The organism is Aquibium carbonis, from assembly GCF_003970795.1.
GTDB classification, from domain to species: Bacteria; Pseudomonadota; Alphaproteobacteria; order Rhizobiales; family Rhizobiaceae; genus Aquibium; species Aquibium carbonis.
Map to the genome: position 1 here is coordinate 66,860 of NZ_RWKW01000043.1, position 17,543 is coordinate 84,402.

Consider the following 17,543-nt stretch of genomic DNA (forward strand, 5'->3'; position numbering starts at 1 on the left):
CGAGAGCAAGGTATACAAGCCCGATGAAGGCAGGCAGACATTTCGTGAGCGCCGTTTCGGCCCTCGCCCTATCGACCGGCTTGGTCGCGTCCGGCGCATTCGCCGTCCAGTTCGCCGCAGTGGTTGCGGCGCAGGCGGCAGTGGTCAGCAGCATCGACGTTCGGGGCAACCGCCGGGTCGACAACGCCACCATCCGTGAATATGTGGGCATCCAGCCCGGCCGCAATTTCGGTCCGTCCGACATCGACGAAGGCGTCAAGCGCCTCTTCGGCACCGGGCTTTTCGCCGACGTGCGCATCAACCAGGTCGGATCGACCCTGGTCATCCAGGTGGATGAATATGCCATCGTCAACCAGGTGATCTTCCAGGGCAACCGCAAGATCAAGGACGCGAACCTTTCGCAGGCCGTCCAGCTGAAGCCTCGTGGCACTTATTCGGACTCCGCGCTCGAGGCGGACACGCAGTCCATTCGCCAGGCCTACAGCGCCATCGGCCGCGACGACGCGTCGGTCAGCGCCCGCACGATCGATCTCGGCGACAACCGCGTGAACGTGGTGTTCGAGATCAACGAGGGCGACCGCACCAAGATCGCCAACATCAACTTCGTCGGCAACAACGCCTTCAGCGCCCGGCGCCTGAAGGAGGTCATCTCGACCAAGTCGTCGAACGTGCTGTCCTTCCTGTTCCGCGACGACCTCTACAGCGAGGATCGCCTGCGCGCCGACGAGGAAGCCCTGCGCCGCTTCTACTACAACCGCGGCTATGCGGATTTCCGCGTCATCTCCTCCTATGCCGAGCTCGACGAGACCCGCAACGAATACACCGTTTCCTTCACCGTCGAGGAAGGCGATCGCTACACCTTCGGCAACGTCTCGATCGACAGCACGCTGGAGGGCGTCGACGAGGCGTCCCTGCGCTCGCTGGTCAAGACCAGCCCGGGCAAGGTGTACAGCGCCAAGGACGTCGAGGACACGATCATCGCCCTGACCGAGCGCGTCGTGGGCATGGGCTATGCCTTCGCCCAGGTGACGCCGCGCGGCGACCGCGACTTCGAGAATCGCACGATCTCGGTGGCCTATGCGGTCGATCAGGGCGCGCGCACCTATATCGAGCGCATCGAGATCCGCGGCAATTCCCGCACCCGCGACTACGTGATCCGTCGCGAGTTCGACGTCAGCGAGGGCGACGCCTTCAACCAGGTGATGGTGCAGCGCGCCAAGCGCCGGCTCGAAAGCCTGAATTACTTCACCTCGGTCAACGTCTCGACCGTACCGGGTTCGCAGCCAGACCAGGTCTACCTCGTCATCGACGTGGTCGAGAAGTCGACCGGCGAGTTCTCGATCGGCGCCGGCTATTCCACCGGCGACGAGACCCGGGGTACGGGCGGTGTTTCCGTCGAGGGTTCGGTCAGCGAGCGCAACTTCCTCGGCCGCGGCCAGTACATCAAAGTGTCGGCCGGCGGCGGCAAGAATTCGCGCGACTATGGCCTGTCCTTCACCGAGCCGTATTTCCTCGGCCGGCGCATTTCGGCCGGCTTCGACGTGTTCCGTCGCACGCGCAATTCGACCTATTACGACACGGAAGAAACCGGCGCGACCGTTCGCCTGGGCCTGCCGATCACGCGGGCGCTGTCGACCCAGGTGGCCTACAACTACTCGGTTCAGGATTACTCCTACTCGAGCGATTGCGACGACAATGACGACGGCATTCTCGGGGACTGCCCCGGCGATATCGGTCAGGCTTACGTCGATGCGATCGAACAGGGCAAATGGGTGAAGTCGTCGGTGAGCGGCACGCTGCTGTTCAACACGATCGACAACATGAACAACCCGCGCTCGGGCATCTATGCGACCTTCACCGGCGAGTTCGCCGGCCTGGGCGGCGATGCGGAGTGGCTCAAGCTGACCGGTCGGGCGACCTACTACCACACCCTGCTCGCCGAGCAGGACGTGGTGGCGCTCCTCTCGGTGGGCGGTGGTCACATCGTCGAGACGGGCCGTGACCTGCGGCTGTTCGATTACTTCCAGAACACCAGCCGCATCATCCGCGGTTTCGAATCGAGCGGCATCGGCCCCGTCGACTCGACCCGTCCTGAGGATCATCTCGGCGGCACGACCTACTTCAACGCCACGGCGGAGGTTCAGTTCCCGCTGCCGCTGCTGCCGGAGAGCCTCGGCCTGAAGGGCGCGGTCTTCGCCGACGCAGCCACGATCTACGGCAATTCGCTGCCGCAGGTACAGGCGGGTTCGGCCGACATGAACTGGCGCGCATCGATCGGCGCCTCGGTCCTGTGGGCTTCGCCCTTCGGCCCGCTGCGTGTCGACTACGCCGTTCCGGTCGTGAAGGAAGACACCGACGAGGTCCAGAACTTCAACATCGGCATTTCCACCCGCTTCTGATCGGCGGGGCTCACCGGGCGGGTCACCCCGCCCGGTTCGGGATTCAAGGATCCTTTCACAAGATGGGTGATCCCGTTTTCTTCCCGCCGGCGCGGCGTCTGACCGTCGGCGAAGCGGCTGCCATGATTGGCGGCGCGCTGCGAAAGCCTTCCTCTGCCAGCATCGAGATCGATGGTCTCGCCGCCGCTGCTCAAGGCGGCGCCGGCAAGCTCGTCTTCGTCGACGGGCGCAAGAACGCGGCCCTTCTCGACCACCTCCTGGCCGCCGCCGTGCTGTGCCAGGAAGAACTCGCCGAGCGCGTGCCCGACGCGATCGCCGTCATCATCACGCGCAAGCCGGCTGCCGCCTTTGCCCGCATCGGCCGTGAGCTCTATCCGGAAGCGATCCGCAGCCTGCGGGTTGCCGCGCTCGGAACCGGCATAGCCGAAAGCGCGTCCGTGTCGCCCCACGCCACCATCGAGGAAGGCGCCAGCGTCGGCGCCGGCGTTGTGATCGGCGCGGGCGCCGAGATCGGCCGCGGCAGCGTGATCGCGCCGAACGCGGTGATCGGCGCCGATTGCCGGATCGGCCGCGACTGCTATGTCGGCCCAGGCGCCAGCGTCCTGGCCTCGCTGATCGGAAACCGCGTCACCATCCATGGCGGCGCACGACTCGGGCAGGACGGGTTCGGTTTTCACGCCGGCGCGGGCGGGCTGGAGAAGATCCCCCAGATCGGGCGCGTCGTGATCCAGGACGATGTCGAGATCGGCGCCAACACCACGATTGATCGCGGCGCGCTCGACGACACGGTGGTGGGCGAGGGGACCAAGATCGACAATCTCGTCCAGATCGGCCACAACGTGCGCATCGGCAGGCATTGCGCGATTGCAGCGCAGGCCGGCATTTCAGGCTCGGTGACGATCGGAGACGGGGTGATGCTGGGCGGCAGGGCCGGAATCGCCGACCACGTCACCATCGGCGACGGGGCACAGATTGCAGCCGGCAGCGGCTTGATGCATGACGTGCCGGCCGGCGAGCGCTGGGCCGGTTTTCCAGCCAAGGTGGCCACGGAATTCTTCCGTGAGGTCTATGCATTGAAGAAGCTTGCCGGAGACAGGAAGCGGAAGGGAGCGGCGAATGGCTGAGGGTGGCGGACAAACACTGGAAGCAGTCGACATCGTCGGGCTCCTGAAGCTCCTTCCGCATCGCTATCCATTCCTGCTGGTCGATCGGCTGGTGGAGATCGACGGCAATGATTCGGCGGTCGGCATCAAGAACGTCTCGATGAACGAGCCGCACTTCCAGGGACATTTTCCGGGTCATCCGGTGATGCCGGGCGTGCTGATCGTGGAAGCCATGGCCCAGACGGCCGGCGCCATCTGCATCCGCAAGAGCGGCATGGAGACGCCGAGCCTCGTCTACTTCATGGCGATCGACGGCGCGAAGTTCCGCAAGCCGGTGACGCCGGGCGACCAGTTGCGCATTCACGTGAAGAAGCTGAAGGATCGCGGCGGCATCTTCCGCTACGCCTGCGAGGCGCGCGTCGACGGCGTCAAGGTGGCCGAGGCGCAACTGACCGCGATGATGACGCCCAAGCAGCCCGGCTGATCGCGTCGATGAGCCAGACCCACATTCATCCGTCGGCCGTGGTCGAGCACGGTGCGCGCATCGGGCAGGGCGTGCGGATCGGCCCGCTGTGCCATATCGGCCCGGACGTCACCCTGGGCGACGGCGTCGAACTGGTCGGGCATGTCAGCGTGATCGGGGTGACGACCATTGGTGACGGCACGACGGTGTATCCGCACGCGGTTCTGGGCGGGCCGCCGCAGGACCTGAAGCACAAGGGCGGCCGCACGACCCTGACCGTGGGCCGCAACTGCACCATCCGCGAATATGTGACGATGCACACCGGCACCGACAGTGGCCGCGGCGCGACGGTGGTCGGCGACAATGGCTTCTTTCTGGTGGCGGCGCACGTGGCGCATGACTGCATCGTCGGCGACAACGTGACGATGACCAACCAGGCCACGCTCGGAGGCCATTGCGAGGTGGGCGACCACGTCATCATCGGCGGGCTGACGGCCGTGCACCAGAACGTGCGCATCGGGCGTCGCGCTTTTCTGGGCGGATGCTCCGCCATCGTGGGGGACGTCATCCCCTTCGCCATGGCGGTGGGCAACCGGGCGCGGTTGCAAGGCTTCAACCTCGTCGGCATGCGCCGTGCCGGCATGGCGCGTGCGCAGGTTCTGACCATGCGGGAGGCCTATCGGCGGATATTCGATCCCCGGCAGCCGGTGGCGCGGAATCTCGAAGCCGTCGCGGTCGACTATGCGGATGCGCCCGAGGTGATGGAGATCGTCGATTTCATGACCAAGCGCGGCAAGCGGCATATGTGCGTGCCGCCTTACGCCGACGCCGGAGAGCCCGGCGATGGCAGCGACGGCTGATCCCGCCCTTTCGACGAGCCTGACTCCGTCCGATCGCGTCGCGGTGATCGCCGGGGGTGGCGAACTGCCGCGCGAACTGGTTCGCGGCCTCACAGCGGCAGGCCATGCGCCCTTCGTCGTCATCGTCGGCGACGAGGATCCGAGCGGCCTGACCGGCGGCGAATACACGGTGCTGCATGTCGAGGAATATGGCCGGCTGTTGCCGGTGCTGCGTGCTGCCCGCGCCACCCATGTGGTGATGGCGGGCAGCGTGTCGCGTCGCCCCCGGCTGCGCGCCATCCGCTTCAGCGTCGGCCTTCTGAAACTGCTGCCGCAGATCGTCTGGGCGCTCGGCCGCGGCGACGACGCGCTGCTGCGGACGATCGTCGGCCACATCGAGGCGGCGGGCATGAAGGTGCTCGGCTCGCACCAGATCCTGCCCGACCTCCTGGCCGACAAGGGCGCCCTGACGCGGGTGAGGCCTTCCGCATCCATCCAGCCCGGCATCGCGGCGGCGTTTCAGGCGGCGCGCGCCATCGGGGCGCTCGACATCGGCCAGGCGGCGGTCGCGGTGGGGCGCCGGGTCGTGGCGCTGGAGGGCGTGGAGGGCACCGCCGCCATGCTGGCACGCGTCGGCGACCTGCGCGCCTCGGGTCGAATCTCGATGGCGGGCGGCGTGCTGGTGAAATGCGCCAAGCCGGGGCAGGAACTGCGCGCCGACCTGCCGACCATCGGTCCGGACACGGTCGTCGATGCGCACGCCGCCGGCCTGTCGGGTATCGCCGTCGAGGCCGGGCGGACCATCATCCTGCGGCAGGGCGATGTCGTCGAAAACGCCGACCGGCTGGGCCTCTTCGTGGTCGGCCTCGACGGGAGCGGCCGATGACGGCTGGACCGCTTCGCATCGCGATCGTGGCCGGCGAGGAATCCGGCGACCTTCTCGGCGCCGATCTCGTCGCGGCGCTGCAGGCCGCGACCGGCCGCAAGGTCGAACTGGTCGGCGTGGGCGGGCCGCATCTTCAGGCGCTGGGGCTGAGAACGCTGTTCGACCCGGGCGAGATCGCGTTGATGGGCGTGGCGGCCGTGGTGGCGCGGCTGCCGCGGCTGGTTCGCCGCATCGGGCAGACCGCGGCCGCCATCGTCGCGGCCGACCCGGACTGTCTGATCACGATCGACGTGCCGGATTTCAGCCTGCGCGTCGCAAAGAAGGTGCATGACGCGGCGCAAGGAATGCCGAAGGTGCACTATGTCTGCCCGAGCGTCTGGGCCTGGCGACCGGCGCGCGCCGAGCGCATGGCCGCCTTCATCGACCATGTCCTGTGTCTCCTGCCGTTCGAAACGGCAGAACTGGCCCGGATGAAGGGTCCGGCGGGCACCTATGTCGGCCATCGCCTCGCCCATGAACCGCGCCTGATCGCGGCGGCAGACCGCCAGCGGACAAGGCCGCCGCGCCGGCCCGGCGAGCCCGCCACGCTGCTCGTCCTGCCCGGCTCGCGCCGGGGCGAGGTCTCGCGGCTGATCGAGCCCTTTCGCGCGACCGTCGACATTCTGGCGGCGCGCGGCACGCCCGCTCGCATCCTGATGCCGACCGTGCCGCATGTCGAGGCGATGGTGCGCGCCGGAACCGCGGACTGGTCGGTGAAGCCGGACATCCTCACGACGGTGGACGAGAAGTATCGCGCCTTCGGCGAGGCGGATGCGGCGCTGGCCGCGTCGGGCACCGTGACGCTGGAACTGGCGCTCGGCCGGGTGCCGACGCTTGCCTGCTACAAGGCCGACGCGCTGATGCGGGCCGTCTATCCGATGATCGGCATCTGGACGGCGTCGCTGCCGAACCTCGTCGCCGACAGCCCGGTCGTGCCGGAGTTCTACGACCATTTCGTCAGGCCGGCCATGATCGCCAGGCATCTCGAGCTTCTTTTGGCCGAAACGCCGGCGCGCGCTGGTCAGCTCGCCGGTTTCGACCGGATCATCGACGCGATGGCGACCGACCGGCCGTCGGGCGTCATCGCCGCCGAGGCCGTGCTCGCCACGATCGACCGCCGCCGAAACGGCTGACGGCGCCCAAGGGCGCCGCCGAATGCCGACAGATCGGTTTGCCGCGCGCCAGCGCGCGTCGCCTCAGCGCTTGGCGATGGGCGTGTAGTCGCGGGCCGGGGCGCCGGTGTAGAGCTGGCGCGGGCGGCCGATCTTCTGGTGCGGATCCTCGATCATTTCCTTCCACTGCGCGACCCAGCCGACGGTGCGGGCGACGGCGAACAGAACGGTGAACATGGTGGTCGGGAAACCGAGCGCCTTCAGCGTGATGCCGGAGTAGAAGTCGATGTTGGGATAGAGCTTCTTCTCGATGAAATACTCGTCCGTGAGGGCGATCCGCTCCAGTTCCATCGCCACGTCGAGCAGCGGATCGTCCTTGATGCCGAGCTCGCCCAGCACCTCATGCGTGGTCTTCTGCATGATCTTGGCGCGCGGATCGTAGTTCTTGTAGACGCGGTGGCCAAAGCCCATCAGGCGGAACGGGTCGTTCTTGTCCTTGGCGCGGGCGATGTATTCGGGAATACGATCGACCGAGCCGATCTCGGACAGCATGTTGAGGGCCGCCTCGTTGGCGCCGCCATGGGCCGGGCCCCACAGGCAGGCGATGCCGGCGGCGATGCAGGCGAACGGGTTGGCGCCCGACGATCCGGCGAGACGGACGGTCGAGGTGGACGCGTTCTGCTCGTGGTCGGCGTGGAGGATGAAGATGCGGTCCATCGCACGGGCGAGCACCGGATTGACCTTGTACTCCTCGCACGGCACGGCGAAGCACATGTTGAGGAAGTTGGCCGCGTAGTCGAGATCGTTCTTCGGGTAAACGAAGGGCTGGCCGATGTGGTACTTGTAGGCCATCGCCGCGATCGTCGGGGTCTTGGCGATCAGCCGCATGGACGCGACCATGCGCTGGTAGGGATCGGAGATGTCGGTCGAGTCGTGGTAGAAGGCGGAGAGCGCGCCGACCACGCCGCACATGACCGCCATCGGGTGCGCATCGCGACGGAAGCCGGTGAAGAAGCGCGACATCTGCTCGTGCACCATCGTGTGGCGCGTCACGCGATAGTCGAAATCTTCCTTCTGCGACTTGGTGGGAAGCTCGCCGTAGAGCAGGACGTAACAGACCTCGAGGAAGTCGCCATGCTCGGCGAGCTGCTCGATCGGATAGCCACGATGAAGGAGGACGCCTTCGTCGCCATCGATGAAGGTGATCTCGGATTCGCAACTCGCGGTGGAGGTGAACCCCGGATCATAGGTGAAGGCGCCGGTCTGCGCGTAGAGCTTGCCGATGTCGATGACGTCGGGACCGATGGAGCCCTTTCGGACGCTCAGATCGATCGCCTTGCCGCCAAAATCGAGTTTTGCGGTTGATGCGGTCATCGCGGACTCCTTCATCGATATGATGTTGTATGGGGGGCGTCGCGACGGGAAATCGCGAGCAAGATCGGCGTTGTAGCTATCCTATTTCCCCTTCGATGCCAAGTTGCGGCACGGGGATTGTTGCGTTGCACCAGTGCCCGGCGCGCCTCCCGATGGGCATCGGTCGATTGGATCGATTTAGATGACCGCGAACGCACGCAAGCTTCAGAGAAGGTCGTCGATGCGGCCGAGGCTTTCGTCGCGGCCGAGCACCGCCAGCACGTCGAAAACGCCCGGAGAGGTAGCCCGACCCGTCAATGATGCGCGCAGAGGCTGCGCGACCGCGCCGAGCTTGACGCCGGTGGCGGCGACATGGGCCCTGATGGCCGCTTCGGTCGATGCGGCGGTCCAATCGCCCTCTATGGCGGCCAGAGCCTCGCGGGCGCCGGCCAGGATGGCACGGGGGGGCGCGCCGACGAGCTGGGTGGCCTTTTCGTCGAGCGCCAGCGGACGTTGCGCGAACAGGTAGCCGGCGCTGTCGGCCAGCTCGACCAGCGTCTTGGCCCGCTCCTTCAGGCCGGGCATGGCCGACAGCAGCATCGCGCTCCGCTTCTCGTCGAGCTTGTCGAGCAGGGCCGGCCCGCCGTCGAGATAGGGCAGGGTGTCGACCAGAATGTCGAGCAACTCGGCATCCGGCGTGTTGCGCATGTGGACGCCGTTCAGCGCCTCGAGCTTCTGGAAATCGAAGCGGGCCGCGCCCTTGTTGACGTCCTCGATCTCGAACCAGGAAACCATGTCGGCGGTCGACATGATCTCGTCGTCGCCATGGCTCCAGCCAAGACGGGCGAGATAGTTGCGCAGCGCGGCCGGCAGGTAGCCCATGGCGCGATAGGCCTCCACGCCGAGCGCGCCATGCCGCTTCGACAGCTTGGCGCCGTCCGCCCCATGGATCAGCGGAATGTGCGCCATCACCGGCACGTCCCAGCCCATCGCCTTGTAGATGATGGTCTGGCGCGCGGCATTGGTCAGGTGATCGTCGCCGCGGATGATGTGGGTGACCCCCATGTCGTGGTCGTCCACGACCACCGCGTGCATGTAGGTGGGGATCCCGTCGGAACGCAGGATGATGAAATCGTCGAGATCCTTGTTGGGGAAGCGAACGTCGCCCTGGACCTTGTCGTACACGACGGTCTCGCCTTCGCGCGGCGCCTTGATGCGGATCACCGGTTTCACGCCGGCCGGCGCTTCGGCGGCATCGCGGTCGCGCCAGGTGCCGTCATAGCGCGGCGGGCGGCCCTCGGCGCGCGCCGTTTCGCGCATGGCGTCCAGCTCCTGCGGTGTCTCGTAGGCATAATAGGCCTGGCCCATGCGCACGAGTTCCTCGGCCACCTCGCGATGGCGCTCGGCGCGGCCGAACTGGGAAATCGGCTCGCCGTCCCAGCGCAGGCCGAGCCAGGCCAGGCCATCGAGGATGGCTGCGGTCGCGGCATCGGTGGAACGTTCCCGGTCGGTGTCCTCGATGCGCAGAAGCATCTTGCCGCCGGTGTGCTGCGCGTAGAGCCAGTTGAACAGCGCGGTGCGCGCGCCGCCGATGTGCAGGTAGCCGGTGGGCGAGGGCGCGAAGCGCGTGACGACGGGTGCGGACATGGCGGTTCCAGGAGAAGGGCGCGCACGCAATTGCTGCATCGTCGCGCGGGTGTTTTGGGTCGCGTTCATGTAGCATAGGTTCGACCGGGCGCAAGCTTTTCGGGGACGCGAGGGGTTTGGGGCCTCCGGGACGGGGCGGGGACAGGGCCGATGGCGACGGTGGATGAACCGGATGCCGACGAGCGGGGGATGCTGCCCACGGGCCGCGCAGGCGTGCCCGGCCGCAGCGCCGATGCCGACCGAGACGACGTCTTCGGGCGCCACGCCCGCGCCGCACGACCGGTGCGGGCGTCCGCGATGCGGCAATGGGCTATGCGGGTGGCCAAGGCCGTGGAGGTGGAGCGGGACCGCGGCGCCGGCTTCCTGTTCCTGCCGGTGCTGCTGGCGCTGGGCGCCGCCGTCTACTGGTCGCTTCCCGTCGAGCCGGCCTTCTGGACCATTCTCGGCGTCACGGTGGTGAGCGTCATCCTGTTTGCCGCGACGCAAGACGGGTCGATGACGCGGCTGGTGGTCGCCGTCGTGCTGGTGCTGGCGCTCGGCGTCCTGGCCGGCAAGATCGAGACCTGGCGGGCCGGCACGCCGATGCTGGGCTCCGAGATATCGACCATGCTGACGGGCCGGGTCGCTGCCATCGAGCGGCAGGCGAGCGGGCGCGTGCGCCTGACGATCGACGTGGCCGGCACGGTCCGTCCCACCCTGCGCCATGCGCCGGCACGCGTGCGGCTGTCCGCCCGCGCCATTCCCGCCGACCTGGCGCCCGGCGACGGGGTCGCGGGCTACGCCAGGCTCTTCCCGCCGTCCGGTCCCGCGCGGCCGCATGGCTACGACTTCGCCTTCGAGAGTTACATGGCCGGTATCGGCGCGACGGGGTTCTTCCTCTCCAATCCCGAAAAGACCGCATTGGCCGAGCAGCCGGACTGGCGCGCGCGGCTTTCGGCGCGTGTCGGGCGGATGCGCGAGGCCATTTCAGCCCGGATCATGGAACGGATCGGCGGCGCGGAAGGCGCGATCGCCGCGGCGCTGATCGCTGGGACGCGGGCCGGCATTCCCGAGGAGGTCAACGAGGATCTGCGCAAGACCGGCCTCGCGCACGTGCTTTCGATCTCGGGCCTGCACATGGCGCTGGTGGCCGGAACCGTGATGCTTACGCTGCGCTTCCTGTTCGCGCTGGCGCCCGGCTTCGCGTCGCGCCGTCCGGTGAAGAAGTACGCGGCGGTCGCAGCGCTTCTGGCCGCGAGCTACTACCTCGTGGTCTGCGGCGCCGCCGTGGCCGCGCAGCGATCCTACATCATGATCGCGGTCATGCTCGTGGCGCTGTTGTTCGACCGCGCAGCGGTGACGATGCGCAACCTGGCCATCGCGGCGCTGATCGTCGTGGCGATCGCACCGCACGAGGTGGTGGGACCGAGCTTCCAGATGTCCTTTGCCGCCACCGCCGCCCTGATCGCGGCCTATGGCGCCTGGTCGGAACGTCGGCTTCGGCTGGGCCGGCGATCGGCATGGCGGCGTGATCGTCCGGTGCTGCAGCCCGTGCTCGGAAAGGGGCTTGCCTACGCGGGCGGAATCGCCGCGACGTCGCTGATCGCGGGCACGGCGACCGCGCTTTATGGCGTATGGCATTTCCATCGCGCGTCGCCACTCGGTCTCGTCGCCAATCTCCTGGCGATGCCGGTGGTGTCGCTGGTCGTGATGCCGTTCGCCGTCCTGGCGGGCGTGCTGATGCCCTTCGGCCTCGATGGCTGGGCCCTCGACCTGATGGGCTGGGGGATCGGCATCATGATGGCGATCGCACGCTGGCTGGCCGAGCGTACGCCGTTCGATGCGGTCGGCGCCATTCCGCCATCGGCCGTGCTGGTGCTGACGCTCGCGCTGGTGCTGGCGACGGTGCTCACCACCTGGCTGCGGGCGCTCGCGCTACCGCTCGCGGCGCTCGGCATCGCCCTCGTCGCGACGCGCGATCTGCCCGATCTGTTCGTCGCCGAAGACGGACGACTGATCGCCCTCCGGTTGCAGAACGGTGACCTGGCGGTCAACCGGCCAAGGCCGAGCGAATTCGTCACCGGCATCTGGAAGGGTGCCGCCATGGCGGGCGCCGTCGTCAAGCCGGTCGCGGAGGCTGGCGTCACGGCGGCGAACGCGCATGACCGAGCGGAGGTGGCATTGCGCGTCACGCGGCTGAGGCCGGACGCGCCTTTCGCCTGCGCAGCGGATTCCTGTCTCGCCCGTCACGCGAGCGGCGCCGTGGTCGCCTTCCTCGGCGAAGGCGTGCCGATTGCCGGATACTGCGCGCGAGCGATGCTGGTCGTCGTCGACGACGCGACCGTGCGGTCCCCCTGCACCGACGATGGCGACGCGCTCGTGCTCACGAAGCGCGATCTCGCCCGCGGCGGAAGCGCGGAACTGCATTTCGTCGGCGGAGCCGCACCGGCCATCGTCCTGCGAAGGGCGATTGCCGAGCCGTTCAGGCCATGGCACGCCCACCGGCGCTTCTCGCGCGAGGCGCGTGGCCTGGCGCCCTACAAGCGCGAGCAAGCCGCCCGCGGCGGTCGCGACGCCTCGGCGCCACCCGAAACCGATCGGGAGAAGGCGCCGGCGCGGCAGCCTCAATAGCGCCGGATGAGACCGACCAGCTTGCCTTGCACGTTGACCCGGTCGGGCCCGAAGATGCGGGTCTCGTAAGCGGGATTGGCGGCTTCCAGCGCGATCGAGGCGCCCTTGCGACGGAACCGCTTCAGCGTCGCCTCCTCGCCATCGACCAGCGCCACCACGATGTCGCCGGGCGTGGCCGACGTTGCGTTCCGGATGATGACCGTGTCGCCGTCGAGGATGCCGGCCTCGATCATCGAATCGCCCTTGACCTCGAGCGCGTAGTGATCGCCCCCCGTCAGCATGTCGGGCGGCACGACGACGGAATGCGTCTGGTGCTGGATGGCGTCGATCGGCACGCCGGCGGCGATGCGGCCCATCACCGGTATCGACACGCCGTTGGCCTCGTCGTCGTTGCTGGCGACGCGCGCCGTGGCGGGTTCCGGCTTCCGGCCCAGGCCGCCTTCGACGACGCTGGGCGAAAACTTCCGTGGCGCGCCGAGACCCGGCGCGATGGAATCGGGAAGCCGGATGACCTCGAGCGCGCGGGCGCGGTTGGGCAGACGGCGGATGAAGCCACGCTCTTCCAGCGCCGTAATGAGCCGGTGGATGCCGGATTTCGACGCCAGATCCAGCGCTTCCTTCATCTCGTCGAAGGAGGGCGGAATACCCGTTTCCTTCAGGCGTTCATGAATGTAGAGCAGAAGTTCGTGTTGCTTGCGGGTCAGCATCGGTCCACCCCCGGAGGAATCGCGCGGAAAAACAAAACCGGAACAAACATATCTGTTCCAGTCTTGTTCCGCAACCGCCTATTTCCCGGCGCATCTAAAGCCATCGGCGGGCCGATGCTTTCGCCAAGACCAGTTCCGTCGCCAAGCTTGGTCGCAAGAGGGGTCCGCTGGGGAAGGCGGGCGGAAAATACCATTGCAATCGAAGCAACCTCTGGTATTCCCCGGCCACATCGGGCATGCCTTTTTGCATTAGACGAAAGTCGTGCATGGGGCAGAAACGGTTCGGACGGAACGGGCGCATGCGACGAGGCATTGCGTCCCGCGATTCCGAATTGGGCGTTTTTGGCCGTTGCCCGGCGAAAGACGGGGTTCTGATGTCCTATTCGTTCGACCGGCCCGATGACAGGCTTCGCGCCGTTCCGGTCCAATGCCCAGCCTGACTGGCGACGGCATGCGGGCGAGGCGGTCGCCCCACGGGCACGACAGAAGCGAGTTCTTCTTGCCACTGATCGCCCTCGCCACGATCCTGCTGGTGACGCTCGCCGTCGTCTACGTCCCGCAAGTCCCGGCGGAGGCCGACCACGTCGTCGAGCGCGCCGTGATCGAGGATCCGGCCGGCGAGTTGCGGATCGACGACGTCGTCAACATGGCGTTCGCGTCGATGCCGGCCGTGCTGGCGGCGAGCTACACGCCGTCCGTCCATTGGGTCCGGCTGCGCGTTCGGGCCTCCAGCGACGGCCGTCCGCTGGTCCTGAGGATCCGCCCGACCTTTCTCGACACCGTCACGCTGTTCGAGCCCGACCCGGAAGGTTCTGGCTGGCGCACGAGGGTGACCGGCGACATGGTGCCCTATGGCGAGCGCGAGGTGGCGGCGGCGGCGCTGGCGCTGGAGATCGCGCCCAAGCAACCGGAGACGACGTATTACCTCCGGCTGGAGACGACCAGCTCGTCGCTGATGGGCGTGCAGGCGCTCGACTGGCACGAGATGCGGCGGGCCGAACTGATGTCGGATGCGCTTCTCGTCGGTTTCCTGGCGATCACCTGGTGCATCCTGCTCTGGTCGATCGGCAACTTCGTGGCGCGCGCCGAGGCGATCACCTTCATCTTCATCGTCTCCCAGATCTGCTACATGCTCTACGTGCTGGCCGTCACGGGCTACCTGGCGCCGTTCGTGTCGAGCGCATCGCCGACGACGATCAACACGTTGACCAACATCCTCGTCTGCCTGACGCCGGCCGTCGGCGTCATGCTGCACCGGCAGGTGTTCCTCGTCTACGCACCCGCGCGGATCGTCTCGGTGGTCGGCGGGGTGATGTGCGCCTTCGCCTTCGCGCTGACCGGGATGGTGCTCGCCGGAGGCTACACGCAGCTGGCGCTGCGGGCGAACTCGACGCTGATCTTCGTCAGCTCGACATTCTACTTTGCCATGGCGTTCTGGCCCTGGAAGGAACGGGCGCCGTCGATCCTGCTGCGCACGCTCTATGGTGTCCAGGCGCTGGCCTTCGTCATTTCCATCGCGCCGCTGCTCGGCATCATCAGCATGGGCGAGTGGACGCTCAACTATCCCTACATCCTCGTCCTGACTTACGGGGCGATGATGTTCCTGGTCATCCACAGCCGCGCCAAGGAGAGGGAAGTCCTGGAAAGCGAGAACCAGGCGCGGCTGGACCTCGTGAGCCAGGCGCTCGATTCCGAGCGGCGGCAGCGCGACATCCAGGACCGCTTCACCGCCATGCTGGTCCACGAGATCCGCAACCCGCTGTCGGCGATCCGCCTGTCCGCCGATCCGGCGAGCCTCGGCCCAGAACGCTACCGCGACATCCGCGACGCGTTGGCCGAGATCGACGCGACCGTTGAACGCTGCAGCATGGGCGGGGTGGCCGACGCACTCGGCGCCAGCGCGCGCGGCGCGCGGTTCGACGTCGTCGAGGCGCTGCGCGAGGTCGTGGCGCGCCATGCGCCGTCCAACCCGGTCCGGTTCGAGGCCGAGGGACCGATGACGGTCGAAAACGACCGCCATATGGTCAACGTGGTGCTGTCGAACCTCGTCGAGAACGCCATCAAGTATGCCCGTCCGGACACGCCGATCCGCCTCGATTGCCGTCGGGTCGAGAAGGATGGCGCGCGCGGTATCGTCATTTCGGTGGAAAATGAACCGGGTCGCGCCGCCGCGCCGGATCCACGGCGCGTGTTCGACAAGTTCTACCGGGCGCCCGGCGCGCGATCGGAGCCCGGCTCCGGCCTCGGCCTCTATGTCGTGGCCGGGGTGACGGACCTGCTGTCGGGAACGATCGACTGCACCATCGCCGACGGCAAGGTGCGCTTCGACTTCTGGCTGCCGCTGGTCCTGCCGAATTCCGGCGGGGAGCCGGCTGCGGCCAGCGCAGAGGTGACGGCCGAGGCGGAGGGTCACCGCTGATGGACATCGTCGTGATCGAGGACAATGACAGCCTGCGCCGCGCCATCGCGCGCTCCCTGTCGGACGTCGGATATCGCGTCAGCGCGTTCAGCTGCGCCGAGGAATTCATCGAGGATCCGCAGTCGAACGACCCCAACATGCTCCTCATCGACGTCAACCTGCCCGGTGAAAGCGGGCTGAGCCTCACCGCCCGCATGCGCCGCCTGCAGCCGCGCATCGGCATCATCATCCTGTCGGGCCGCGCCAAGCCCGCCGACCGGCGCGACGGCTACGAGATGGGCGCCGACATCTATCTGACGAAGCCGGTGGACCCGGAGGAGCTGAACGCGGCGGTGCGGGCCCTGCTGCGACGCGTGGCGCTGCCGCGGGAACCCGAACTCGAGTTCGGCATCGACCTGAAGGCGCGCCGGCTGCACGGGCCGGCTGGAAAGGTCATGCTGACGGGGGCGGAAACGGCTGTCCTCGCGGCCCTCGCGCGCGCGCCCGACCGCAGGCTCGAGGCCTGGCAGATCGCCGAGGTGCTGGGCTCGGACGGCGCGGTGGCGAGCCGAAACACGGTCAACGTCACCATCTTCCGCATCAACCAGAAGATCATGGAAACCGGCGCCGACGAGCGCTGCATCCGCGCTATCCGCAACTGGGGCTACAGCCTGTCGATCCAGATCGGCATCGCCGGCTGATCGGCCTTTCGGCTGGTTCGACCTGCCCTCCGCAGGCCTGGAAAGCGGGGTTCGCCTATGCCCGCGATGCGCCCCATGCGTGTGTAATATTCGTTAATTTTACGTGCGCGCGAAATGATAGCTCTCCGCATGATTGGCTCGCCGGCGATTTGATTCCGCCAGCCTTGCCATGTCTGTACCGAGGAGAGATCCAGACAATGACCCGTTGCGTCGAATCCCAGAAGCGCGGTGCCTACACGTCGACCGTGCACGGTTCCGCGGCAACGCTGTTGAGCGGAAGACGGTTCCGCAGCAAGGCGCTGGCCACCACCTCCCTGATGGCCATTGCACTGGTGGCGGCCGGCTATTCGGGTCGCGCGGAGGCGACGGAGTATCTGACCGGCACCTCGACCGTTTCGAACACCACGATTTCCGGCCAGACCGCGCAGGGCAGCGATGGCAGCGGCGGCGGCGCCGGCATGGGCGGCGGCATCTTCGTCGGCGATGGCGCGACGGTGAACATCAACTCGGTCGACTTCATCGGCAACACCGCCATCGGCGGTGACGGCGGCGTGGGCGTCACGGGCGGTGGCCTCAACGGGCGCGGCACGGGGACCACGGGTGCGAATGGCGGCAGTGGCGGCGATTCGTCCGGCGCGACAGCCTATGTCAACGGCGGCAATGGCGGCGACGGCGGCCATGGCTTCAACGCCTCGCACGGCGTTGCCGGCGCCGGCGGGGCCGGTGGCGACGGCGGTAGCGGCTCGGATGGTTCCGTCACCACCGCCGATATCGTCAAGACCATCGCCGAGCAGGCGAAGGCTTTGTTCGACGCCGCGGGCGACGGAACCGATGCCGGTCTCTACACGACACTCGCCGGGGCGTTTTCCGCGGCATCGGCAGCAGCCGGCGTCGGTGGCGTGAATGCCGCCGGTCCCGCTCCCAACCCGGCATTGGCAACGGCACTCGCTACGGCAGCAACGGCGATGGGGTCGCTGGCGGCCTCCGCGACCGCAAGCGGCACGGCGGAAGGGACGAAGGCGGCCTATGAGCTGGCCTACCTGACGGCGATCCAGGTCACGAGCTACGAGACCGGCGCGGCGGGCAACGGCGGCAATGGCGGCAATGGCGGCAAGGGCGGCAACGGCTCGTTTGGCTATGGCGGCGGCGAAGGCGGCGATGGCGGCAACGGCGGCGATGCCGTCAGCGCGTCGGGCGCGTTCGGTGGATCGGGTGGCGACGGCGGCAACGGCGGCGTGGGTGGTTTCGGCGCCGGCGGCGGCAAGGGCGGCAATGGCGGCGACGGC

The 17,543-nt window shown here is 67.7% G+C and carries 12 protein-coding genes and 1 pseudogene; 10 read left to right on the forward strand and 3 right to left on the reverse strand.

The genetic code is table 11. The annotated features are described in order from the left end of the window. Window positions 1-23: 23 nt before the first annotated feature. From bamA to EJC49_RS12870, 6 genes are all read left to right on the forward strand, one after another. Window positions 24-2,399 (forward strand): outer membrane protein assembly factor BamA, encoded by a 2,376-nt coding sequence (bamA, locus tag EJC49_RS12845; RefSeq protein WP_126700333.1) that lies wholly within the window; start codon window positions 24-26, stop codon window positions 2,397-2,399. Between the two features lie 62 nt (window positions 2,400-2,461). Beyond that, a complete protein-coding gene (lpxD, locus tag EJC49_RS12850; RefSeq protein WP_126700334.1) occupies window positions 2,462-3,523 on the forward strand; it encodes a UDP-3-O-(3-hydroxymyristoyl)glucosamine N-acyltransferase in 1,062 nt (353 codons plus the stop codon). Further along, the gene (gene fabZ, locus EJC49_RS12855) at window positions 3,516-3,986 is read left to right on the forward strand and encodes a 3-hydroxyacyl-ACP dehydratase FabZ (protein WP_126700335.1); all 471 of its coding nucleotides are present in this window, start codon (window positions 3,516-3,518) and stop codon (window positions 3,984-3,986) included. Before lpxD ends, fabZ begins: the two co-directional genes overlap by 8 nt. A gap of 8 nt (window positions 3,987-3,994) precedes the next feature. Further along, window positions 3,995-4,825 carry an acyl-ACP--UDP-N-acetylglucosamine O-acyltransferase gene (gene lpxA / locus EJC49_RS12860; RefSeq protein WP_126700336.1) on the forward strand — a complete coding sequence of 277 codons (831 nt, stop codon included), beginning with the start codon at window positions 3,995-3,997 and terminating at the stop codon, window positions 4,823-4,825. Continuing rightward, window positions 4,809-5,690: an LpxI family protein gene (locus EJC49_RS12865; RefSeq protein WP_126700337.1), complete on the forward strand. Its 882-nt coding sequence runs from the start codon at window positions 4,809-4,811 to the stop codon at window positions 5,688-5,690. The genes lpxA and EJC49_RS12865 overlap by 17 nt, the downstream gene beginning before the upstream one ends. Further along, entirely contained in the window at window positions 5,687-6,862 is a 1,176-nt protein-coding gene (locus EJC49_RS12870; RefSeq protein ID WP_126700338.1) for a lipid-A-disaccharide synthase, read from the forward strand. The genes EJC49_RS12865 and EJC49_RS12870 overlap by 4 nt, the downstream gene beginning before the upstream one ends. A 63-nt stretch (window positions 6,863-6,925) precedes the next feature. On the opposite strand, the gene gltA is transcribed toward EJC49_RS12870, so the two are convergent. Continuing rightward, window positions 6,926-8,215, reverse strand: a complete 1,290-nt coding sequence (gene gltA / locus EJC49_RS12875; RefSeq protein ID WP_126700339.1) for a citrate synthase — start codon at window positions 8,213-8,215, stop codon at window positions 6,926-6,928. 204 nt (window positions 8,216-8,419) lie between these two features. Next, the gene (gltX, locus tag EJC49_RS12880; protein ID WP_126700340.1) at window positions 8,420-9,841 is read right to left on the reverse strand and encodes a glutamate--tRNA ligase; all 1,422 of its coding nucleotides are present in this window, start codon (window positions 9,839-9,841) and stop codon (window positions 8,420-8,422) included. A gap of 150 nt (window positions 9,842-9,991) precedes the next feature. On the opposite strand from gltX, the gene EJC49_RS12885 reads away from it, so the two are divergent. Further along, window positions 9,992-12,451, forward strand: a complete 2,460-nt coding sequence (locus EJC49_RS12885; RefSeq protein ID WP_245453385.1) for a ComEC/Rec2 family competence protein — start codon at window positions 9,992-9,994, stop codon at window positions 12,449-12,451. Here EJC49_RS12885 and lexA read toward each other — a convergent pair. Next, window positions 12,445-13,158 carry a transcriptional repressor LexA gene (lexA, locus tag EJC49_RS12890; protein ID WP_126700341.1) on the reverse strand — a complete coding sequence of 238 codons (714 nt, stop codon included), beginning with the start codon at window positions 13,156-13,158 and terminating at the stop codon, window positions 12,445-12,447. The two genes, EJC49_RS12885 and lexA, sit on opposite strands and share 7 nt — an antisense overlap. 499 nt (window positions 13,159-13,657) lie before the next feature. Here lexA and EJC49_RS12895 point away from each other — a divergent pair, with 499 nt between their 5' ends. The 3 genes and pseudogenes from EJC49_RS12895 to EJC49_RS12905 form a co-directional block, all read left to right on the forward strand. After that, window positions 13,658-15,577: a sensor histidine kinase gene (locus EJC49_RS12895; protein WP_170314705.1), complete on the forward strand. Its 1,920-nt coding sequence runs from the start codon at window positions 13,658-13,660 to the stop codon at window positions 15,575-15,577. Continuing rightward, on the forward strand, window positions 15,577-16,257 hold the full coding sequence (locus EJC49_RS12900; protein WP_126700343.1) for a response regulator transcription factor: 681 nt from the start codon (window positions 15,577-15,579) through the stop codon (window positions 16,255-16,257). The genes EJC49_RS12895 and EJC49_RS12900 overlap by 1 nt, the downstream gene beginning before the upstream one ends. Window positions 16,258-16,454: 197 nt before the next feature. Further along, a pseudogene (locus EJC49_RS12905) lies at window positions 16,455-17,543 on the forward strand (hypothetical protein); the annotation flags it as partial.

Excerpts from the sequence above, each read along its gene's own strand:
- bamA (WP_126700333.1), top strand. The coding sequence starts at position 24 with ATGAAGGCAGGCAGACATTTCGTGAGCGCCGTTTCGGCCCTCGCCCTA.
- lpxD (WP_126700334.1), top strand. The coding sequence starts at position 2,462 with ATGGGTGATCCCGTTTTCTTCCCGCCGGCGCGGCGTCTGACCGTCGGC.
- fabZ (WP_126700335.1), top strand. The coding sequence starts at position 3,516 with ATGGCTGAGGGTGGCGGACAAACACTGGAAGCAGTCGACATCGTCGGG.
- lpxA (WP_126700336.1), top strand. The coding sequence starts at position 3,995 with ATGAGCCAGACCCACATTCATCCGTCGGCCGTGGTCGAGCACGGTGCG.
- EJC49_RS12865 (WP_126700337.1), top strand. The coding sequence starts at position 4,809 with ATGGCAGCGACGGCTGATCCCGCCCTTTCGACGAGCCTGACTCCGTCC.
- EJC49_RS12870 (WP_126700338.1), top strand. The coding sequence starts at position 5,687 with ATGACGGCTGGACCGCTTCGCATCGCGATCGTGGCCGGCGAGGAATCC.
- gltA (WP_126700339.1), bottom strand. The coding sequence starts at position 8,215 with ATGACCGCATCAACCGCAAAACTCGATTTTGGCGGCAAGGCGATCGAT.
- gltX (WP_126700340.1), bottom strand. The coding sequence starts at position 9,841 with ATGTCCGCACCCGTCGTCACGCGCTTCGCGCCCTCGCCCACCGGCTAC.
- EJC49_RS12885 (WP_245453385.1), top strand. The coding sequence starts at position 9,992 with ATGGCGACGGTGGATGAACCGGATGCCGACGAGCGGGGGATGCTGCCC.
- lexA (WP_126700341.1), bottom strand. The coding sequence starts at position 13,158 with ATGCTGACCCGCAAGCAACACGAACTTCTGCTCTACATTCATGAACGC.
- EJC49_RS12900 (WP_126700343.1), top strand. The coding sequence starts at position 15,577 with ATGGACATCGTCGTGATCGAGGACAATGACAGCCTGCGCCGCGCCATC.